Below are 17,008 nucleotides of genomic sequence, written 5' to 3' on the forward strand. Positions count from 1 at the left end.
GCCGGCGATGGTGGCAGTGAGATCGCCATCGCCGGCAAGCCGGGCTCCTACAAGGTGTGGTGTTTACAGCAGGCCGCCGCCGTCGACATCGATCACGGCACCGGTCATGAAGCCATTCTCCATGGCCAGCACATACCCCGCCGCCACTTCCTCGGCCTGCCCCACCCGCCCTACCGGCAACGCCCCGCCCGCCTTGGCGTACATCGCCTGACGCTGATCTTCCGCCAACCCCGCATACGCCGGTGTATCAATCACGCCTGGGCTGATCACGTTGACGCGACGCGGTGCCAGCTCCTTGGCCAGTTGTTTGCCCAACGCTTCGGTTGCCGCATTGATGCCAGTCTTGATGAATTGACCGGGCGCAAACTTACGCCCCAACTGGCCCGAGGTCAGGCTGATGCTGCCGTGGGCATCGAGAAATGGCAGGGCCAACTGAATCGCCCGCAGCGAACCCCAGAGTTTCACGTTGAAATTCTCCTGGGCTTCGTCCAGGTCGGTTTCACTCAAGGGCTTGGCACGTACCGAAGGGCCGGAGGTATAGACCAGGTGATCAAAGCGCCCCACCGCCTCGAACAGGCGCTGCAATGAGGCGCTGTCAGTGACGTCGACCGGCTCACTGCGCACCCCGTTGTCGACGCCTGCGCTCAAGCGCCGCCCGGCCAATACCACCTGCGCACCCCGCGATGACGCGGCCTTGGCCACCGCTGCACCAATGCCGCTGCTGCCACCGATAACGATGACGGTTTTGCCGTTGAGGGAAGCTGTCATGGGAAATGTCCTGATCGAGAATTGAGCGTTCATCTTCCCAGCTTGGCAATCGGCGAAAAATCCCGGTAAAACGACAAGATCTTTAAAGGATTTTTACAAATGAGCTCGACCCTTGACCTTGAAGTGTTTGTGCGCACGGCGGACACGGGCAGCCTCTCGGCCGCGGCGCGTAGCCTCAACCTGACGCCAGCAGCCGCAAGTATCGCCCTAAAGCGCCTGGAAACCCGCCTGGGTATTCGCTTGCTCGCCCGCTCCACACGCAGCATGCGCCTCACCGAAGAAGGCCGGCGCTACCTCGACAGCGTGCGCGTGGCCCTGGAAGCGCTGGCCGAAGGCGAACAGGCGATCAAGCAACAGGGCCAGAGCCTCAGCGGTTTGTTGCAGTTGGCGGCGCCCTCGGATTTCGGGCGTAACGTGCTGCTGGGCTGGCTGGATGAGTTCAAGCGGGAGCACCCGAACATTCGCCTGCAGTTGCTGCTCAACGACAGTAATGCCGACCTGTTCCGCGACACCGTGGACATTGCCCTGCGGTTTGGCGTGCCGCGTGACTCCAGCCTGGTGGCGCTGCCGGTGGTGCCAGGCCACCATCGCATCCCTTGCGCCAGCCCTGACTACCTTGCACGGCATGGCACGCCGCTTACGCCAGCCGACCTGGCGCACCACAGCACCCTGCGTTACATGCGCCGGGGCCAGGCCAATAACACCTGGTATTTTCGCCAGGGCGCACAGTTGCACGAGGTCGAGGTGAGTGGCGACTACCTCAGCGACGACGGTGAAATCGTGCGGCGCTGGGCGCTGGCTGGCCACGGGATTGCCTACAAGGCCAACCTGGATGTGGCCCGGGACATCCAGGCCGGACGCCTGGTGCCGTTGCTGCCGCAATGGCAAGGCGAGCCCACGCCGTTCAACCTGATGTGCCCGCATCGCCTGCAAGTGTCGGAGCGGGTCAAGGTGTTACACCAGTTCTTGCAGGTGCGCTGCCACGCCTTGCTCAATGAATGAAGAAACCGCTTCGGGGCTTGTTCCAGAGCCCTCGAGTCTGGTATTGCATGGGGCACGTTTCCCTGCCACGAGGAGCTTTCCATGATTTACCGCACATTGGGCCAGTCCGGGTTGAAGGTCAGCGCGCTGACCCTGGGCACCATGATGTTTGGCGAACAGACCAACACTGAAGACTCGCTGCGCATCATCGACAAGGCCTGGGACCAGGGCATCAATTTTATCGACACGGCCGACGTCTACACCGGTGGACGTTCCGAAGAAATCGTCGGCGAGGCCATCGCCCGCCATCGTGAAGACTGGGTGCTGGCGTCCAAAGTCGCCATCGGCCCCACCGACGGCTTGCCCAACCGCAGCGGCCTGAGCCGCAAGCGCATTTTTAATGCACTCGAAGCGAGCCTGACGCGCCTCGATACCGATTACCTGGATATTTATTACCTGCACCGCGAAGACCACAACACGCCGCTGGAAGTCACGGTGTCGGCGATTGGCGACCTGATCCGCCAGGGCAAGATCCGCTATTGGGGCCTGTCCAACTACCGTGGCTGGCGTATTGCCGAGGTGGTGCGGGTGGCCGAGCGCCTGGGGGTGGATCGGCCGATCATCAGCCAACCGCTGTACAACATCGTCAACCGCCAGGCCGAGGTCGAACAAATTACCGCCGCTGCCGCGTACGGCCTGGGCGTGGTGCCTTACAGCCCATTGGCCCGTGGCGTGCTCAGCGGCAAGTACGCGCCGGATGTCACACCTGAAGCCGGCAGCCGCGCGGCGCGCCAGGACAAACGCATCCTGGAAACCGAATGGCGCGTGGAGTCATTGCGCATCGCCCAGCAGATCCAGCAATACACCCAGGGCCGTGGCGTGGGGATTGTGGAGTTTGCCATTGCGTGGGTGCTGAACAATCAGTCGGTGAGCTCGGCGATTGTAGGGCCGCGTACCGAGGCGCAGTGGGACGCCTACACCGGCGCCCTGGACGTGAAGATCACGGCGGAGGATGAGGCGTTTATCGATTCGCTGGTCACGCCGGGGCATTCGTCTACGCCTGGGTTCAACGACGTCAGCCACTTTGTCAGCGGCCGCCTGCCTCGCTGACACCTCGTTGTAGTGAGCGGGCTCGCCCCGCGCGGCGGTGTGTCAGGCGAGTATAGGGCGCCCGGTATACCGCGGGTGGTGTGTCAGGTAAGCATGGGGCGCCTGGCACACCGCCGCGCGGGGCAAGCCCGCTCACTACAGATCGGTACGGGCGGGGAAATTTTGGAAACCGCCCCAAAACAGCGCACCGCTGTCCCGCCAAAAGCACCATAATCCACGTTCTTCTGAATCAATCGTTTTTCGCGAGGACAGTGTGTCTAAAGGTGTTGTGTTATCGGTCTTGGCCTCGGTGTTGTTTGCCGTGATGTATTACTTCACATCATTGCTCACGCCCTTGAGTGGCCTGGAGATTTTCGGCTGGCGCATGCTGCTGACCGTGCCGTGCATGACGGTGTTCATGATCGTCAGTGGCGAATGGCGACGGGTGTGGGAGTTGCTGCGGATGCTGGCCCAGCGACCTATGTTGATAGGTGGCGTGCTGCTGTCTTCGGCCTTGCTCGGCGTGCAGTTGTGGCTGTTCATGTGGGCGCCCCTGAACGGGCGTAGCCTCGATGTGTCGGTGGGATACTTCCTGTTGCCGTTGACCATGGTGCTCACAGGCCGCCTGGTGTGGGGCGAAAGGCTTTCGTACCTGCAGCAGATCGCCGTGGTGCTCGCGGCCCTCGGCGTGCTCAACGAGTTGTACCAGGCCGGTGGTTTTTCCTGGGCGACGCTGGTGGTGATCATCGGTTACCCGGTTTACTTCATCGTGCGCAAACACCTCAAGACCGACCACTTGGGTGGCCTCTGGCTGGACATGGCACTGATGCTGCCGGTGGCCTGGTGGTTCGTGCAGAGTGGCGAACAGGGCTTTGCGGTGATGGATGCCCACCCGAAACTCTACGCGTTGATCCCCATGCTAGGGCTGATCAGTGCTTCGGCCCTGGTGAGCTATATCATTGCCAGCCGGCTGCTGGCATTCAGCCTTTTCGGCCTGTTGAGCTACGTTGAGCCCGTGCTGTTGCTGGGTGTCGCGTTGATCCTGGGTGAAGGGATCAAGGGCGGCGAGTGGTTTACCTATATTCCGATCTGGCTGGCAGTGATGGTCCTGGTGTATGAAGGGTTCAAGCACCTGGTGCGCCAGCGCAAAGCCTGAAGACACGTTATTCGGCTATCGATAAGGACGCCTCGTGGTGTTGAGTGGCGCCGTTATCATCCAGTGTCGTGAAGCGTAACGTGGGTGCCCGATCCGCAGCACCGGGCAGCCCCGGCAGGGCCACCTTGGCGGTACTCCGAGGGGCGATCATCGGCGGGTCCTCGCTTTGAAAATCCTTCCCCCCACTCGTTAACAAGATGCTCGATAACGTGATGTGGTAATCCGTCGGGTTGTCTACCACGATCCCACCCTCCCGCGCATTCAATTGCCACCGCAACGAATTCACGGCCTCACTGGCTTTCCCTTTAAGGCTGGCGGGGCGAAGGAAGAGTTTGATGCGGGTGCGAAACGCAAATTGCAGGGTGCTCCCCTGCGCCGTGGATGAAGCCTCTGGCCGTATCCCCAGCACATTCAACCAATAAACCTGTTCCTCGCGCTTCAATGCCCGGGGTGACGGATGATAGAGCACCCGTAACGCCCGCCCGCTTCCCGCCTCCATGCGAAACACCGGTGGGTTGAGCGTGAATGGAACGTCGCTGGCTTCGGGGGACGCCTCGACGTCACCCTCGTCTATCCACACTTTGACCAAGCGCGGCGCCTGCGCAGTGTTGGTCAGGTTGACCGTCACTTCGCGCGCGGCCGCAGGGTAAATGACGCGGGTACGGTCCACCGTCACTTCGCCGTAACTCACTGAAGGCTGCAACATCATCAGTAGCCATGCCCACGCCAGCAACACCTTGCGCGTGCTGACAGTCATCGGTAGCTCATCGTAAACGTCGCCAGGCCATTGGCACTGCCCGGACCAATGGACGGCGCGGTCTGGACGTAACGGGCCGTCAACGGAATCTGCACCGTGCCATTACCGGAGCTGCCCACAAACCATTGATTTGGGTTGCCCACTGTCGAGGAGTCCGGGCCGTAACTGATCAATCGATTCCCGCTCAACAATTGAATCGCCACGCCGCTTGCACCAGACGCCGGGGTGAGTGACAACTGATTACTGCGATTGGCCGGTGATGTCTGGTCGGTTACCGTCACGAATATGTCCCGCGCACCGCCTGAACCACCGGCGCACGACAGCCTGAGGTTGGACGTCGCGTTGCCGGCGTGGCTACCCGCCCCCATGAAATCACGGCTTGCGACTTGGCCCAATGGCAAGCTGATTGCCGGTGTAGTGACACTGCATGTCGGTTTGAGTGGTGGGTTGATAACGACGCTGGAAAGATTGACCGCATGAAAACCCGGCGCTTGAATCGTCATGTTTGTCACCACGTAATGCCCGAGCGTACGCGCCGTGATACTGCCGGGAGATATAGGGCCGGTGACCACTAAGTAAATACGGCCTTCGAGGCCCCAACCATTTGGCTTTTGGTTTTTACCCGTCCACAACGTAGCCCCGGCTTGACTGATTGCCGCCCACGGGCGGTTCGGATCGCGGGCCATCATGGCGATTCCCACGCCTGCCACTTCCGTGCTGTAAACCGGCAACGCCAGGCCTGCGACGTTGAACGTCCTGCCGGCGTAATTCACATTGGCGATACTCATCACCGCTGAAACCGTCTGATAGAAGGGCCAATCCTGATACACACATTGCATCACGGTTTGCCCGTTTTGAAACCCGTAACCGTCTTGCGAACCCAGCGCTTGCCCCACCTGTGGGTTGACAGGAATCGTGATGGGCGCAATTGAAATCGGCGGAGCGCCTTGGGGGGTGCAGTAGCCGGCTACCGCATAGGCCTCTGCCGCCAAACACCCGCTGCCCAGCAGGACGCCAATGCGTGTCAAACGGCGCATGAGCGTCTCACGCTTGCTTGTCGGGTATTGTTTCGAGCGATTCATCAACGTTTGCCCCTTTGTCATTGAGCTGCTACCTGTCGTGCCGGACTCTTTACGCAGAGCCCTTGGATGTACTCACTCATGTTTTGCGGCTCGGTTGCGGCCTGTGGCGGCATTTCATAGCTGATATCACAGCGATCGGTGGCCTTTTCACCCCATTTGACGGTCAGGCTGCCGCGGTCCGGGATCGACCGGACAAATGCCTTGCCGGCCTGCCCAACCACGCCGACTTCACGCCCTTGTTGATCGAACACCTGCGCTGCGAATGGCAAGGGCCGGCCGTTTTCCTGCGTGCCCTTGATGACCACCGCACGCCCGCTGACCGTCTCGAACGTCAGCAGAGACACCGCCCCCAGCGTCGGCGCCACAGTGCGCGTCGACTCCTGCAGCTCGACGTCCATCGACATCCCTTCCGGGTCAATGCTGACGGTGTTGTTTTGAAACGCCCGGAGTGACGGCACAACGGCATAGCCGCTGCGGTTGACTCGCGTACCGCTGCCATCGCCCAGTGCTGCGCCCTCTGCGTCGGGAACATGGACCAAGGCAGAGGACTCGCCCAGGCTTTGAGAGAACGTGACACCGCCCGCGTGAGCCAATACCCCACCGTCGGCGCCGAACGATACCTGTGAACTGTCCCGGCTCTGGCCGTAACCGGCACGCAATTGCGTGGCGTCGGTGCGGTAGCCGGCGTAGGTATTGACCTGATGGCTACGCGTGTCATCGCTGGTCGAGCGGCTGGCCGAGAGCCCGTAATTGACCTCGGAATGCTCCCCGGCCAAACCGCTGATGCCGACCTGTTGCTGGCTGCCACGCGTGTCGCCCGCGTCGCGCGAAAGCGAGGTGTAGATGCTGGGAGCCTTGGCTGAACTGCCGATCGGCATGGACAGCGTCAGCATGTAGCGCGTGTCCACCCTTCCCTGCCGCCCATTCCTGCCGAAAAACACTTCATCACTGAGTTCGTTGTTACTGAGCTGGCGCGTGTCCTGTATACGCGAGCGTTGTGCGGAAACGTTCCAATTGAGGGTATTCCAGGATGAGCCATAGCTGACCGTAAACGACGTCTGACGCCCTTGCTGTTGCCTCCAGTATTCGACTGAACTGCCATAGAGGGTGAGCGAACCCTCTCCCAACTTCTGGCTGATACTCAGGTCCACACGGTTTTTTTGCCGGGCATATTGATTGATGTCTTCGCCCCGTCGCCCCAGGTCTCTAACGTTCAGCGCATCGGGCAGGCTCAAGTAGTCTTGCGAGGAGAATCGGTAGGCCCCGAGTGCAAAATGGGTGCCGGTGAACGGCACGCTTTTGTTGTACCCCACACCGTAACTGTGCCCCGAGAGCAAGTCGCCGCCGGGCACATTCGTGCTTGAATTGCTGCCATCCACGGAAAACGCCCCGATCGGGGTACTGAATGCGAGGCCCAACTTGGCTTGGGTGTAGCCTTCGGAAACAGTACCGCCGCCGTAGGCTGTCAGGCTATCCGTAAGGCCGTGTTGCAGTGTTCCCTGGAAGACCATCGCCTTGTCATCGGCAATACCCCGTTGCTGTACCCGTCCCAACGTGGCGCTGTATTGCGTGCCATCGGCCCGCAACAGCTGGGGTGCCACCGAATACGGTACGACGAACGTCTTGCGACGCCCATCGACTTCGGTCACGGCGACCGTCAGGTCACCGCCCTGGCCTGTGGCATACAGGTCGCTGATTACAAACGGCCCGGGCGCTACCGTTGTTTCGTACAGCGTGTAACCGTTCTGGCTGACCGTCACCGTTGCATTGCTGTCTGCCACGCCCCGCACCTCTGGGGCATAACCTTGCCGGGACTGCGGCAGCATGCGGTCATCCGTCGCCAGGGTGACGCCTCGCACGCGAACGCCATCCAGGATTTGCCCGTTGCTGAACGTGTCACCCACGGTCAATTGGGACTTCAATGACGCAATGCTGCGTTGCACGTAGGTGGACGTATTCTGGTAAGGCTGCAAGCCGTTACCATTGTCCCAGGCCTGGGCACCTTGATGCCGCAGGCGCCACGCGCCGAGGTTGAGGCCCGCGTTGAGCCCCAGGTAGGTCCGGTCCTGCCCTTCGCCCGACACGAGGCTGGAGGTGCTGAAGTTGTAGTTGAGCAACCCGGCAGTGATCCCGTCATCCCAGAACGCGGGGTCGACATAACCGCGCGTCGCCTGGTTCATGTAGACCTGCGGGACGCTCGCCGACCATTCCAGCGTGCCGCCGTCGACGCTGCTGGAGGCCATTGGAATCCAACGGCCCAGATCTCCGCAGTACGGCTGCGCAGCGTCCCGATAAGCGGTATCGGCGTCGACTTTGTCCATCGCGATGCCGAGTTGCTCCAGCATCTCGCGACTGAAGCACGGCTCTGCACCTGCACTGTCATTGCCGGCTACAAAGTTGACGCTGCGCCGTCCTATCGGTTGACCGTTGACCAGCATATCCAGGCGATAAGTGCCTGGCACCATGGCATTGCTGGTACTGAAACGTGACGTATCGACAGTATTGGCTAGGCTGGAAGAAAACGCGTTGAGGTCAAAACTCAAGGGCGATGCACAGGCGATATCGGGCGGCATCAGCGCTGCGCTGAGCAACCCGCCCACTAGCGTTTTTCGAAACTTTGCAGGCAACACGGGGGCGTTGACGCGCACCCAAAGCTGGACGTGATTTGGCATGGTCATGACTTCAGTAAGCTCGGATGGGAGTGGTCATCGCCGCAAGGCAACCTGCTGCAGGGGCGAGAAAGCACCGAAATCGTTGATGTAGGTAAACGCCACCTGGGCATCGACAGGCACCACCGCCACCGCCTGGCGCACGGGCAATGCCATCGACTGGCCAGGCGCGACCATGCCGGGTTCGACTTCTACCCTGCGGGCGCCCTTGTCGGTGCCCATTACCAGCGCAACATCGTTGAACGTGACGTGGTAAGCGGATGGGTTGTGTACCCTCAGCATCGACCCTCGAGCACTCTGAACAACGGCCCAACGCAACTGGGAGGGTGCCTCTTCGGGTGTGCCGGCCAGTCCTGCCGGGCGGAAAAAAACCTTTGTGCGAATACGAAATGCGAAATTCAACTGGTTGAGGTCGCTGTCCTCACGGGCTACATCGAACTCATCGGTCTTGGGCGGGACCTCCAGCACATTCAGCCAGAACAGCGACTCTCGATCCTGCGCAAGCGGTTGCTGGGTGTACGACAAACGCATGGCCTGGCTTTTGCCCGAGTCCAGGCGAAAAACCGGAGGCGACAAGGTGAAAGGCACGTCGCTGGATTCCGGCTGCTGACCTGGCGAACCGTCATCCAGCCATGCCTGTACCAGGCGAGGTCTTTTCTTATCGTCGTTGGTGAGCCGAACGGTGATTTCACGGCGTTGTTGCGGATAGATCTGGCGCGTCCCCTCAATGATCACGCCGGCCACGACCGGCGGTGACACGGATATCGCAGCCACGCAGAGGGCTGTCAGCATCATGTAGCGTTTCAACGTGCTTGATGGATGAAGCATGACGCGTTCCTTGATCCGATAGCTGCCTGCGCCCAGACACGGCCGGGCGCAGGCTTCAAACGACAAATGGCTGTGGTATCAACGGGGATGGATCAAGGGAACGTCACGCTGTACTGCACGTTGGTGCTGACCAGGCCTCTACCGGCAGCGCCACCTGTGGCGATGTAGCGTGCCTGGAACGGCAAGGTCGCGATGCCGCCAGTGACGGTAGCCGGCGTGGAGTCCTGGCTGGCGCGCAAGTCGATCGGTTTATTGACAGCCGCATCGACGATTTGCACTTCAACGTTGGTCGCCGGTGTAGCGCTGGCCATGTTTTTCAGGTTGCCAGTGGCCGGGTTGATCGCTGGGCTGGTGGCTTCGTACAAGACGGCGACCTTGGTGCCATTCGGGCAGGTGGCATTGCCGCCGACGTAGATAGCGTAGGCCTTGCTCCCGGCGGTGGCGCCATTCGACGCGAGGGCGGAGGACTGTACCGTTGGAAGGACTACCGGAAAGTTGGCCCCCGACCCCGGCGCCGCGCCGGTACCGCCACTGATGGTGCAGGTGGTCCCGGTGATCGCGCCGGTGATCGTGATGGTGCCATCAGCTGCGAACACCGAACCGGCGCAGAATCCGGAAATGGCCAATAGTGCTGCAACCAGTGTGTATTTTTTCATGCTAATGCTTTCCCTAATATTTGACGGAGTCGTCTGAAACAACGCATGACACTGTTATTTGCGTTGTAGTACTGGGTGGCCGACCGTCAAAGAGGCGTTCCAACGCCGAAGGAGGCAAATGTTTTAAGAGGTTTCCGACGTGGAGAGCAGGCATAAAAAAGCCCGGTCGAGCTTGGGCTCGACCGGGCTGATGTGAAACAAAAACTGACTCAGTCGGTGGTCAACACACCACGACGCACCTGGTCACGCTCGATCGACTCGAACAGCGCCTTGAAGTTACCCTCGCCGAAGCCATCGTCGCCTTTGCGCTGGATGAACTCGAAGAACACCGGCCCCATCAGGGTTTCCGAGAAGATCTGCAGCAGCAGGCGCTTGTCACCCTCGATGGACGAGCCGTCCAGCAAGATGCCACGTGCCTGCAACTGGTCGACCGGCTCGCCGTGGTTCGGCAGGCGGCCTTCGAGCATTTCGTAGTAGGTGTCCGGTGGCGCGGTCATGAAACGCATGCCGATCTTCTTCAGCGCGTCCCAGGTCTTGACCAGGTCTTCGGTGAGGAATGCCACGTGCTGGATGCCCTCGCCATTGAACTGCATCAGGAACTCTTCGATCTGGCCGGCGCCCTTGGACGACTCTTCGTTCAGCGGGATGCGGATCATGCCGTCCGGAGCGCTCATGGCCTTGGAGGTCAGGCCGGTGTATTCGCCCTTGATGTCGAAGTAGCGCGCTTCACGGAAGTTGAACAGTTTTTCGTAGAAGTTGGCCCAGTAGACCATGCGCCCGCGATAGACGTTGTGGGTCAGGTGGTCGATGACTTTAAGGCCCGCGCCGACCGGGTTGCGCTCCACGCCTTCGAGGTAGACGAAGTCGATGTCGTAGATCGAGCTGCCTTCGCCAAAACGGTCGATCAGGTACAGCGGCGCACCGCCAATGCCTTTGATCGCCGGCAGGTTGAGTTCCATCGGGCCGGTTTCGATATGAATGGGCTGGGCGCCCAGTTCAAGCGCGCGGTTGTAAGCCTTTTGCGAGTCCTTGACGCGGAACGCCATGCCACACACCGACGGGCCATGTTCCGCCGCAAAGTAGGAGGCGAGGCTGTCGGGTTCGTTGTTGAGGATCAGGTTGATCTCGCCCTGGCGATACAGGTGCACGTTCTTGGAACGGTGGGTCGCAACTTTGGTGAAGCCCATGATCTCAAAAATCGGCTCCAGGGTGCCTGGCGTTGGCGAGGCGAACTCGATGAATTCAAAGCCCATCAGGCCCATTGGGTTTTCGTATTGGTCTGCCATGGTGGCACCTCATCATTCTTGTAATAAACAGTGTTATTTGCGAGCAAGGATGAGGTTGCAGGGTGGCGCACAGGAAAGGCCTCGCACGCTGCGGGCGAGGAAGTCACCGAAGATGAGGGGGGAGCCGAGTAGCTTCATGGTGTCATCAGTCTCTGACGGCCTAGGCTTGCGTGAGCGCAAGTCCATATTCTTGTATGCGTAAATCGATTCTACACAGCGTAACAGTGTTTGTCCGTACTCTTATCAAATCCCCATTGCCCTGGCCCGTGCAAGGGGTTTATTGCACAGGTAGATGCCCAGCAGAATCAACGCACCACCCACCAGCATCGCCTGGGTGAGGTGTTCGTCCAACAACAACGCGCCACAGATCACGGCCGTCAGCGGGTTGAGCGCAATAAACACGCCGGAGCGCGTTGCGCCGATACGCCGGATGCCGTCGTAGTAGCCGATATAGGCCACGGCGGATCCCAGTACGCCCAAATAAAGCAGGCTCAGCAGTTGGGGCGTATGGATCGCATTGAACGCCGCAAACGTGAACCGGCCCATGATCAGGCTGGCGAGCGTCAGCATCAGGGTTCCCAGCAACACTGACCAGGTGACGGTTTGCAACGGGCCTAAAGCCTTGTTGAGTTCCCGGGAACACAACGAGTAGACGCCCCACCCCACCACACAGCCGAAAATCAGCAGATCCCCGCGCCAGGCCTGGGCTGCGCCCAGCAGCAGCTGCGGGTTTCGGCTGACGATGACCGTTGCGGCTCCGCCCAGGCACAGCGCGATACCCGCGACCTTGTTCGCACCCAGCCGCTCCTTGAACAGGAGCCAGGACGCCAAGCCAATCACGGCGGGGTTCAACGCCACGATCAACGATGCCCGGGACGCGTTGATGTACTGCAGGCCATAGAAAAAACACAGGTTGTAGAAAAAGATGCCGAAGAACCCGAGCAGCGCCAGCCGCAGAAGTTGCCCAGGGTTGGGGCGCACGAGGGGAATGCGCGCGCAAGCCATGAACAGCAGGAGTGCCACGCTGGCCAGGAGGAAACGCAGGCTGGAGGCCAGCAGTGGGTCAATCGCACCCGCCAGGAAGCGACCCGCCACAAAGGTGCCGCCCCAGACCATAGTGACGGCGGCTAGCTTTAGATAGGTAACGTGGTCGGAAGAATCACTCATCAAGGCAATGCTCGGTTACGAAGGGATTGGCGTATTCTTCTTGTAATCACAGATCATCGTAAAATGAGTCTTTGCTCATGACCCTGACCCAGCTTGAAATCTTCTCTCTCGTGGCCGAGCTGCAAGGCTTCACCAGCGCAGCCCATCGCCTGGGTATCAGCCAATCGGCGGTGTCCCATGCCATCAAGGGGCTTGAGCAGGAGCTGGGTGTGGACCTGTTCCGGCGTCACCAATCCCAGGTCGAACTCACGGATATCGGCGCGCAGTTGCTGTTGCGCGCGCGGGCCATGCTGGGCCTGGCGGACACCTTACAGCAGGAAGCCGCCGATGCCCGGGGCCTCAAGCGCGGCACGCTGCGCATCGGCTCGTTCGGCCCGACATCGTCCATTCGTTTGTTGCCGCGCATCCTGGCGCGGTTTCATCAGGATTATCCGGGCATCGAGGTGCACATCGATGAAGGCCCTGACCGGCAGGTTGTACAGTGGTTGGATGAGCGGCGGATCGACATTGGTTTTGTGGTGCTGGAGCAGGAGCGCTATGACACCTTCCACCTGTTCACGGACGAAATGGTCGCTCTGCTACCGGCCAACCACGCCTTGGCCAAGCGCCCTGCCCTGGCCTTGAAGGATTTGTGCGCCGATCCGTTCATTTTGACCGAGGCCGGCTCCTCGGAATTGGTGTCGCGCCTGTTCAACACGGCCCGCCTCACGCCGAATGTGCGCTACCGCTGCGCGCAGTTGCTGAGCACGCTGGACGTGGTCAGCCGTGGCGAAGCGGTGACAGTGGTGGCGCAAGCGTCGCTGCCACTCACTCCAGACCCGCGTTACGTGCAGCGCCCGCTGGTGCCGGCCGTTGCGCGCAGTATCGGGCTGGCGGTGCTGGACCGACGGCAATCCTCGCCCGCTGCGCTGGCATTTATCCGGGCGGCACAAAGCCTGGACTATTCGTCGGTGATTTAGCTAAGGCGAGCTTAATCAGCCCGGGCCATCTATCATCGTCCTATCCCAGCCACAGGCCGCATCGTCCATGCCCCTCACCGTCACAGGCCCGCGAAAACGCGCCACGCGCTACTTGATCACCCTGCTCAGCGGCCTGTTACCCATCGCCTTGGGCGTGGTGATCCTGCACTGGCAAGCCGAGCGCACCTTGCAATTGAGCACCGCCCAGACCGCGCGCGAGGCTGTACGCCAATTCGACCTGATGCTGGACAATACCTATCTCGCCGCCCAGGCCTTGTTGCCATTGGCCGGCCAGCCGTGTGACAGCGGTGCGCAATTGGCGCTGCGCGAACAGGTGACCCGCCGCCCCTTCGTGCGAGCCACGACCCTGTCGTGGAAGAAAAACATCTATTGCACCTCGCTGTTTGGCGGCAACTACGAGTCGGCGGTCAATCCGGACGATTACGTTGATGGCACGCTGTGGTTGATGAATGGCAACCCGGTCACGCCCGATACCGCGCTGCTGGTGTATCGGTTGGTGGATGGCGATAAAGCCGCATTTGCGTCGATCGACGGTTACCACCTGACCAACGCCCTGCGCCTGATCAGCCGCTACGCGCACCTGGTCCTGCAAGTGGGCCCCAACTGGCTGGACGCCGATGGCAAGGTGCATGACAGCCAGGTACCGGAGTTTCCGGTGGCCCATCATCATCTTGTGTCGTCGCGTTATCACTACAGTGTGGACGCCGGTATGCCGGCCGGCGAGGTGTGGCGTTATATGGAAGCCCGCTACCCCGCGCTGTTCAGCCTGCTGGTGTTCTTTGGTGTATTGGCTGGCGTGCTTGCGCACTGGCTGCAAAAACGCTCATCGGCACCGACCCACGAGTTGCAGCGGGCTTTGGGGGCCAACGAGTTCATCCCTTACTTCCAGCCGGTGGTACGTGGCGACACTCGCCAATGGGCCGGTTGCGAAGTGTTGATGCGCTGGCAACACCCGAAGGAAGGCCTGGTGCGCCCCGACCTGTTTATTCCGTTGGCTGAGCATTCCGGCTTGATCGTGCCCATGACCCGGTCGCTCCTGCGTCAGACCGCCGCTCAATTGGCCCCCCACGCCGAGCGTTTCTCGCCCGGTTTTCACGTGGGCGTGAACATCACCGCGCGGCACTGTCAGGACCTCGCGCTGGTAGACGACTGTCGCGAGTTCCTTGCGGCCTTTACACCAGGCCAGGTCACGCTGGTGCTCGAGTTGACCGAGCGCGAGTTGATCGAGCCTACCGACATCACACGCCAGCTATTCGATGCTTTGCATGAACTGGGCGTGATGATCGCTATCGATGACTTCGGCACCGGCCACTCAAGCCTGGGTTACTTGCGTAACTTCAATGTGGACTACTTGAAGATCGACCAAAGCTTTGTCGCAATGATCGGTGCCGATGCGCTCTCCCGGCATATTCTGGACAGCATCATTGAACTGTCCGGCAAACTCGACCTGGGGATCGTTGCCGAGGGCGTGGAAACAACCGAGCAATGCGAATATTTGGCGGCTCAAGGTGTGGATTTCCTGCAGGGTTATCTGTTCGGACGGCCTCTTCCGTGTGATGAGTTCATTAAATCACTGAGCAGCCATTGAATAGCCATCTAGCACCTTTGATGAAAGCGTGTTATTTCGACAAAAGTCATGATTTACTCGTGGTGAATTAACTACTACAATTTTTCGTGCCTGTGCAGAACTCGCAGAAAGGTTTCTTTCTTTGAGTCACTTTAACGCTCTTGGCTTATAGCGTTGTCTGCAGTTGATATCAGCCAAATACACTATTGGAGTACAGATTTTGTCCAGACTCGCCGAATTTCGCGCAGCAGAAAAAGCCCTTCAAGAGCAGCTTGCCCAGCTGGAATCCCTGAAGAACGACGCCGGCCTGAAGAAAGAAATCGAATTCGAAGAAAAGCTTCAAGCGCTGATGAAGACCTACGGCAAAGGCTTGCGTGACATCATTTCCATTCTTGACCCTAACCCGGGCAAGGCTTCTGCTGTTGCCGCCGCGCCTAAACAGCGCCGCGCACGCGTGGTCAAGGTTTACCACAACCCGCACACCGGCGAGTTGATCGAGACCAAAGGCGGCAACCACCGCGGCCTGAAGGCCTGGAAAGAACAGTATGGCGCCGCCACTGTAGACTCTTGGCTTCGCGGCTGATCGCAACGCACTAATAAAGAGCCCCGCAGATGCGGGGCTTTTTATTTTTCGGTGCGGAGTCTACTCATGTTCGGAATCGAACTTAACTAACAGTTCATCTCTTTCACAATCGACGAGCGCCGGCTTAAAGTTTCAGGCTTTCGCGCACCGCACTGACTTCATCTTTGCTTGCCTCATAGGCTTGTGCCTGGCCGGCGTACGAAAACACATAAGCTTTATCGGCATCCACGGCGCCCACTAGTGTTTGCGACAGCACATGCCGACCGTTCTCGGTAATCACACAAGTGGTTTCCAGCGCATCAAGATGGCTCAATGTCGAAGGGTGCATCTTGCTGCACACGCTTTGATAACCGCCTTGGGCAAAGTCCTTCTGGATGGATTTGCGCATTTCCAGCAGCACACCTTGAAGATTAACTTTATGTCCGGCCTCGATGGGGGTTCCTGTCAACTCCATGACCATCAACGTGGTGCCGTTTTCATCGTTTTTGATTGCGCGTTGACGCGACACGGTTGCGGGCGTGGCGGGTGCTTGATCATCCGGCACCACTTCTTCCACTTGCCAACCACTGGGCCAATGGATTTCCGGGTCGGCCGCCAGTACAAACGGACTGCCCAACAGCAGGCACAAGGAACTCAACAGAGATTTACGGAACTCAATCATTGCCAAAAACACCAGAGGTTCAAGCTTCAAAGTTTGAGCCCCGAGCGCAACTGGCCGCAAGCGCCGTGTGACCTTTTTCATTTGGCGCCTTAGGCGGGCGTTGCGTATCATGACCACGCTGCACGGATGCCAGCCGCAAGCCAAGGGAACGCTCCTGTCACTGGAGCCGCGTTTGCCCCATTTTTTTCTGGAGGGCCCATGAGCCTGCACGAACTGAACACTTTCCCGGGCGTCACTGCCCAACCTGACACCGCCACAGCGAACTTCGTGTTCAACCACACCATGTTGCGGGTCAAGGACATCACCAAATCCCTGGACTTCTATACCCGCGTCCTGGGCTTCTCCCTGGTGGAAAAGCGCGACTTCCCGGAAGCCGAATTCAGCCTGTACTTCCTGGCCCTGGTGGACAAATCCCAGATCCCAGCCGACGCCGCCGAGCGCACGCAGTGGATGAAGTCGATTCCAGGCATCCTGGAACTGACTCACAACCACGGCACCGAAAACGACGCCGATTTCGCCTACCACAACGGCAATACCGATCCACGCGGCTTTGGCCATATCTGCATTTCGGTGCCGGATATCGTCGCTGCGTGCGAGCGTTTCGAAGCCCTGGGTTGCGACTTCCAGAAGCGCCTGAGCGATGGCCGCATGAAAAGCCTGGCGTTCATCAAGGACCCGGATGCGTACTGGGTTGAGATCATTCAGCCTGCGCCGCTGTAATCTGTAGGAACCGGCTTGCCGGCGATGGCGAAGTCAAAAATGCCACCACCAGCAAAAC

General features: G+C 59.9%; 16 protein-coding genes. 7 read left to right on the forward strand and 9 right to left on the reverse strand.

Annotated elements, in window-relative coordinates; genetic code table 11:
• Positions 1 to 63 precede the first annotated feature (63 nt).
• Positions 64 to 768: an SDR family oxidoreductase gene (locus tag AC07OV_RS03420; RefSeq protein ID WP_495091548.1), complete on the reverse strand. Its 705-nt coding sequence runs from the start codon at positions 766 to 768 to the stop codon at positions 64 to 66.
• Between the two features lie 99 nt (positions 769 to 867).
• On the opposite strand from AC07OV_RS03420, the gene AC07OV_RS03425 reads away from it, so the two are divergent.
• The 3 genes from AC07OV_RS03425 (at position 868) to rarD (ending at position 3,994) form a co-directional block, all read left to right on the forward strand.
• Positions 868 to 1,770, forward strand: a complete 903-nt coding sequence (locus AC07OV_RS03425) for a LysR family transcriptional regulator (protein ID WP_495091549.1) — start codon at positions 868 to 870, stop codon at positions 1,768 to 1,770.
• 81 nt (positions 1,771 to 1,851) lie between these two features.
• A complete protein-coding gene (locus AC07OV_RS03430; RefSeq protein ID WP_176996044.1) occupies positions 1,852 to 2,859 on the forward strand; it encodes an aldo/keto reductase in 1,008 nt (335 codons plus the stop codon).
• Positions 2,860 to 3,112: 253 nt separating this feature from the next.
• Positions 3,113 to 3,994, forward strand: a complete 882-nt coding sequence (gene rarD / locus AC07OV_RS03435; protein WP_495091550.1) for an EamA family transporter RarD — start codon at positions 3,113 to 3,115, stop codon at positions 3,992 to 3,994.
• 7 nt (positions 3,995 to 4,001) lie between these two features.
• Here rarD and AC07OV_RS03440 read toward each other — a convergent pair whose 3' ends face one another.
• The 7 genes from AC07OV_RS03440 to AC07OV_RS03470 form a co-directional block, all read right to left on the reverse strand.
• On the reverse strand, positions 4,002 to 4,751 hold the full coding sequence (locus AC07OV_RS03440; RefSeq protein ID WP_494995830.1) for a fimbrial biogenesis chaperone: 750 nt from the start codon (positions 4,749 to 4,751) through the stop codon (positions 4,002 to 4,004).
• Positions 4,748 to 5,833, reverse strand: coding sequence for a fimbrial protein (locus tag AC07OV_RS03445; RefSeq protein WP_494995831.1), 1,086 nt, complete (start codon positions 5,831 to 5,833; stop codon positions 4,748 to 4,750). The genes AC07OV_RS03440 and AC07OV_RS03445 overlap by 4 nt, the downstream gene beginning before the upstream one ends.
• A 17-nt stretch (positions 5,834 to 5,850) precedes the next feature.
• Entirely contained in the window at positions 5,851 to 8,505 is a 2,655-nt protein-coding gene (locus tag AC07OV_RS03450; protein ID WP_495091551.1) for a fimbria/pilus outer membrane usher protein, read from the reverse strand.
• Between the two features lie 33 nt (positions 8,506 to 8,538).
• Positions 8,539 to 9,330 (reverse strand): fimbrial biogenesis chaperone, encoded by a 792-nt coding sequence (locus tag AC07OV_RS03455; protein WP_494995833.1) that lies wholly within the window; start codon positions 9,328 to 9,330, stop codon positions 8,539 to 8,541.
• Between the two features lie 92 nt (positions 9,331 to 9,422).
• On the reverse strand, positions 9,423 to 9,986 hold the full coding sequence (locus AC07OV_RS03460) for a fimbrial protein (protein ID WP_494995834.1): 564 nt from the start codon (positions 9,984 to 9,986) through the stop codon (positions 9,423 to 9,425).
• Between the two features lie 209 nt (positions 9,987 to 10,195).
• Entirely contained in the window at positions 10,196 to 11,272 is a 1,077-nt protein-coding gene (hppD, locus tag AC07OV_RS03465) for a 4-hydroxyphenylpyruvate dioxygenase (protein ID WP_178920785.1), read from the reverse strand.
• 243 nt (positions 11,273 to 11,515) lie between these two features.
• Positions 11,516 to 12,439 carry a DMT family transporter gene (locus AC07OV_RS03470; RefSeq protein ID WP_495091552.1) on the reverse strand — a complete coding sequence of 308 codons (924 nt, stop codon included), beginning with the start codon at positions 12,437 to 12,439 and terminating at the stop codon, positions 11,516 to 11,518.
• 77 nt (positions 12,440 to 12,516) lie between these two features.
• Between AC07OV_RS03470 and AC07OV_RS03475 the strand changes: the two genes are divergently transcribed.
• The 3 genes from AC07OV_RS03475 to AC07OV_RS03485 all read left to right on the forward strand — a co-directional run bounded on the left by AC07OV_RS03475 (position 12,517) and on the right by AC07OV_RS03485 (position 15,569).
• Positions 12,517 to 13,398 carry a LysR family transcriptional regulator gene (locus AC07OV_RS03475; RefSeq protein ID WP_494995835.1) on the forward strand — a complete coding sequence of 294 codons (882 nt, stop codon included), beginning with the start codon at positions 12,517 to 12,519 and terminating at the stop codon, positions 13,396 to 13,398.
• Positions 13,399 to 13,465: 67 nt separating this feature from the next.
• Positions 13,466 to 15,007: an EAL domain-containing protein gene (locus AC07OV_RS03480; protein WP_494995836.1), complete on the forward strand. Its 1,542-nt coding sequence runs from the start codon at positions 13,466 to 13,468 to the stop codon at positions 15,005 to 15,007.
• A gap of 199 nt (positions 15,008 to 15,206) precedes the next feature.
• Positions 15,207 to 15,569, forward strand: a complete 363-nt coding sequence (locus AC07OV_RS03485; RefSeq protein WP_176996038.1) for a histone-like nucleoid-structuring protein, MvaT/MvaU family — start codon at positions 15,207 to 15,209, stop codon at positions 15,567 to 15,569.
• 124 nt (positions 15,570 to 15,693) lie between these two features.
• Here AC07OV_RS03485 and AC07OV_RS03490 read toward each other — a convergent pair whose 3' ends face one another.
• Positions 15,694 to 16,230, reverse strand: coding sequence for a DUF4946 domain-containing protein (locus AC07OV_RS03490; protein WP_494996014.1), 537 nt, complete (start codon positions 16,228 to 16,230; stop codon positions 15,694 to 15,696).
• A gap of 198 nt (positions 16,231 to 16,428) precedes the next feature.
• On the opposite strand from AC07OV_RS03490, the gene gloA reads away from it, so the two are divergent.
• Positions 16,429 to 16,950 carry a lactoylglutathione lyase gene (gloA, locus tag AC07OV_RS03495; RefSeq protein ID WP_012724171.1) on the forward strand — a complete coding sequence of 174 codons (522 nt, stop codon included), beginning with the start codon at positions 16,429 to 16,431 and terminating at the stop codon, positions 16,948 to 16,950.
• The last annotated feature ends 58 nt before the right edge of the window (positions 16,951 to 17,008 follow it).

The organism is Pseudomonas sp. GW821-FHT09A09 (assembly GCF_059418405.1).

What these genes read in the sequence shown, in the direction of transcription:
- AC07OV_RS03480 (WP_494995836.1), top strand. Translation starts at nt 13,466, where the DNA reads ATGCCCCTCACCGTCACAGGCCCGCGAAAACGCGCCACGCGCTACTTG.
- hppD (WP_178920785.1), bottom strand. Translation starts at nt 11,272, where the DNA reads ATGGCAGACCAATACGAAAACCCAATGGGCCTGATGGGCTTTGAATTC.
- AC07OV_RS03460 (WP_494995834.1), bottom strand. Translation starts at nt 9,986, where the DNA reads ATGAAAAAATACACACTGGTTGCAGCACTATTGGCCATTTCCGGATTC.
- AC07OV_RS03430 (WP_176996044.1), top strand. Translation starts at nt 1,852, where the DNA reads ATGATTTACCGCACATTGGGCCAGTCCGGGTTGAAGGTCAGCGCGCTG.
- AC07OV_RS03440 (WP_494995830.1), bottom strand. Translation starts at nt 4,751, where the DNA reads ATGACTGTCAGCACGCGCAAGGTGTTGCTGGCGTGGGCATGGCTACTG.
- AC07OV_RS03475 (WP_494995835.1), top strand. Translation starts at nt 12,517, where the DNA reads ATGACCCTGACCCAGCTTGAAATCTTCTCTCTCGTGGCCGAGCTGCAA.
- AC07OV_RS03490 (WP_494996014.1), bottom strand. Translation starts at nt 16,230, where the DNA reads ATGATTGAGTTCCGTAAATCTCTGTTGAGTTCCTTGTGCCTGCTGTTG.
- AC07OV_RS03445 (WP_494995831.1), bottom strand. Translation starts at nt 5,833, where the DNA reads ATGAATCGCTCGAAACAATACCCGACAAGCAAGCGTGAGACGCTCATG.
- AC07OV_RS03450 (WP_495091551.1), bottom strand. Translation starts at nt 8,505, where the DNA reads ATGCCAAATCACGTCCAGCTTTGGGTGCGCGTCAACGCCCCCGTGTTG.
- gloA (WP_012724171.1), top strand. Translation starts at nt 16,429, where the DNA reads ATGAGCCTGCACGAACTGAACACTTTCCCGGGCGTCACTGCCCAACCT.
- AC07OV_RS03455 (WP_494995833.1), bottom strand. Translation starts at nt 9,330, where the DNA reads ATGCTTCATCCATCAAGCACGTTGAAACGCTACATGATGCTGACAGCC.
- AC07OV_RS03425 (WP_495091549.1), top strand. Translation starts at nt 868, where the DNA reads ATGAGCTCGACCCTTGACCTTGAAGTGTTTGTGCGCACGGCGGACACG.
- AC07OV_RS03470 (WP_495091552.1), bottom strand. Translation starts at nt 12,439, where the DNA reads ATGAGTGATTCTTCCGACCACGTTACCTATCTAAAGCTAGCCGCCGTC.
- AC07OV_RS03420 (WP_495091548.1), bottom strand. Translation starts at nt 768, where the DNA reads ATGACAGCTTCCCTCAACGGCAAAACCGTCATCGTTATCGGTGGCAGC.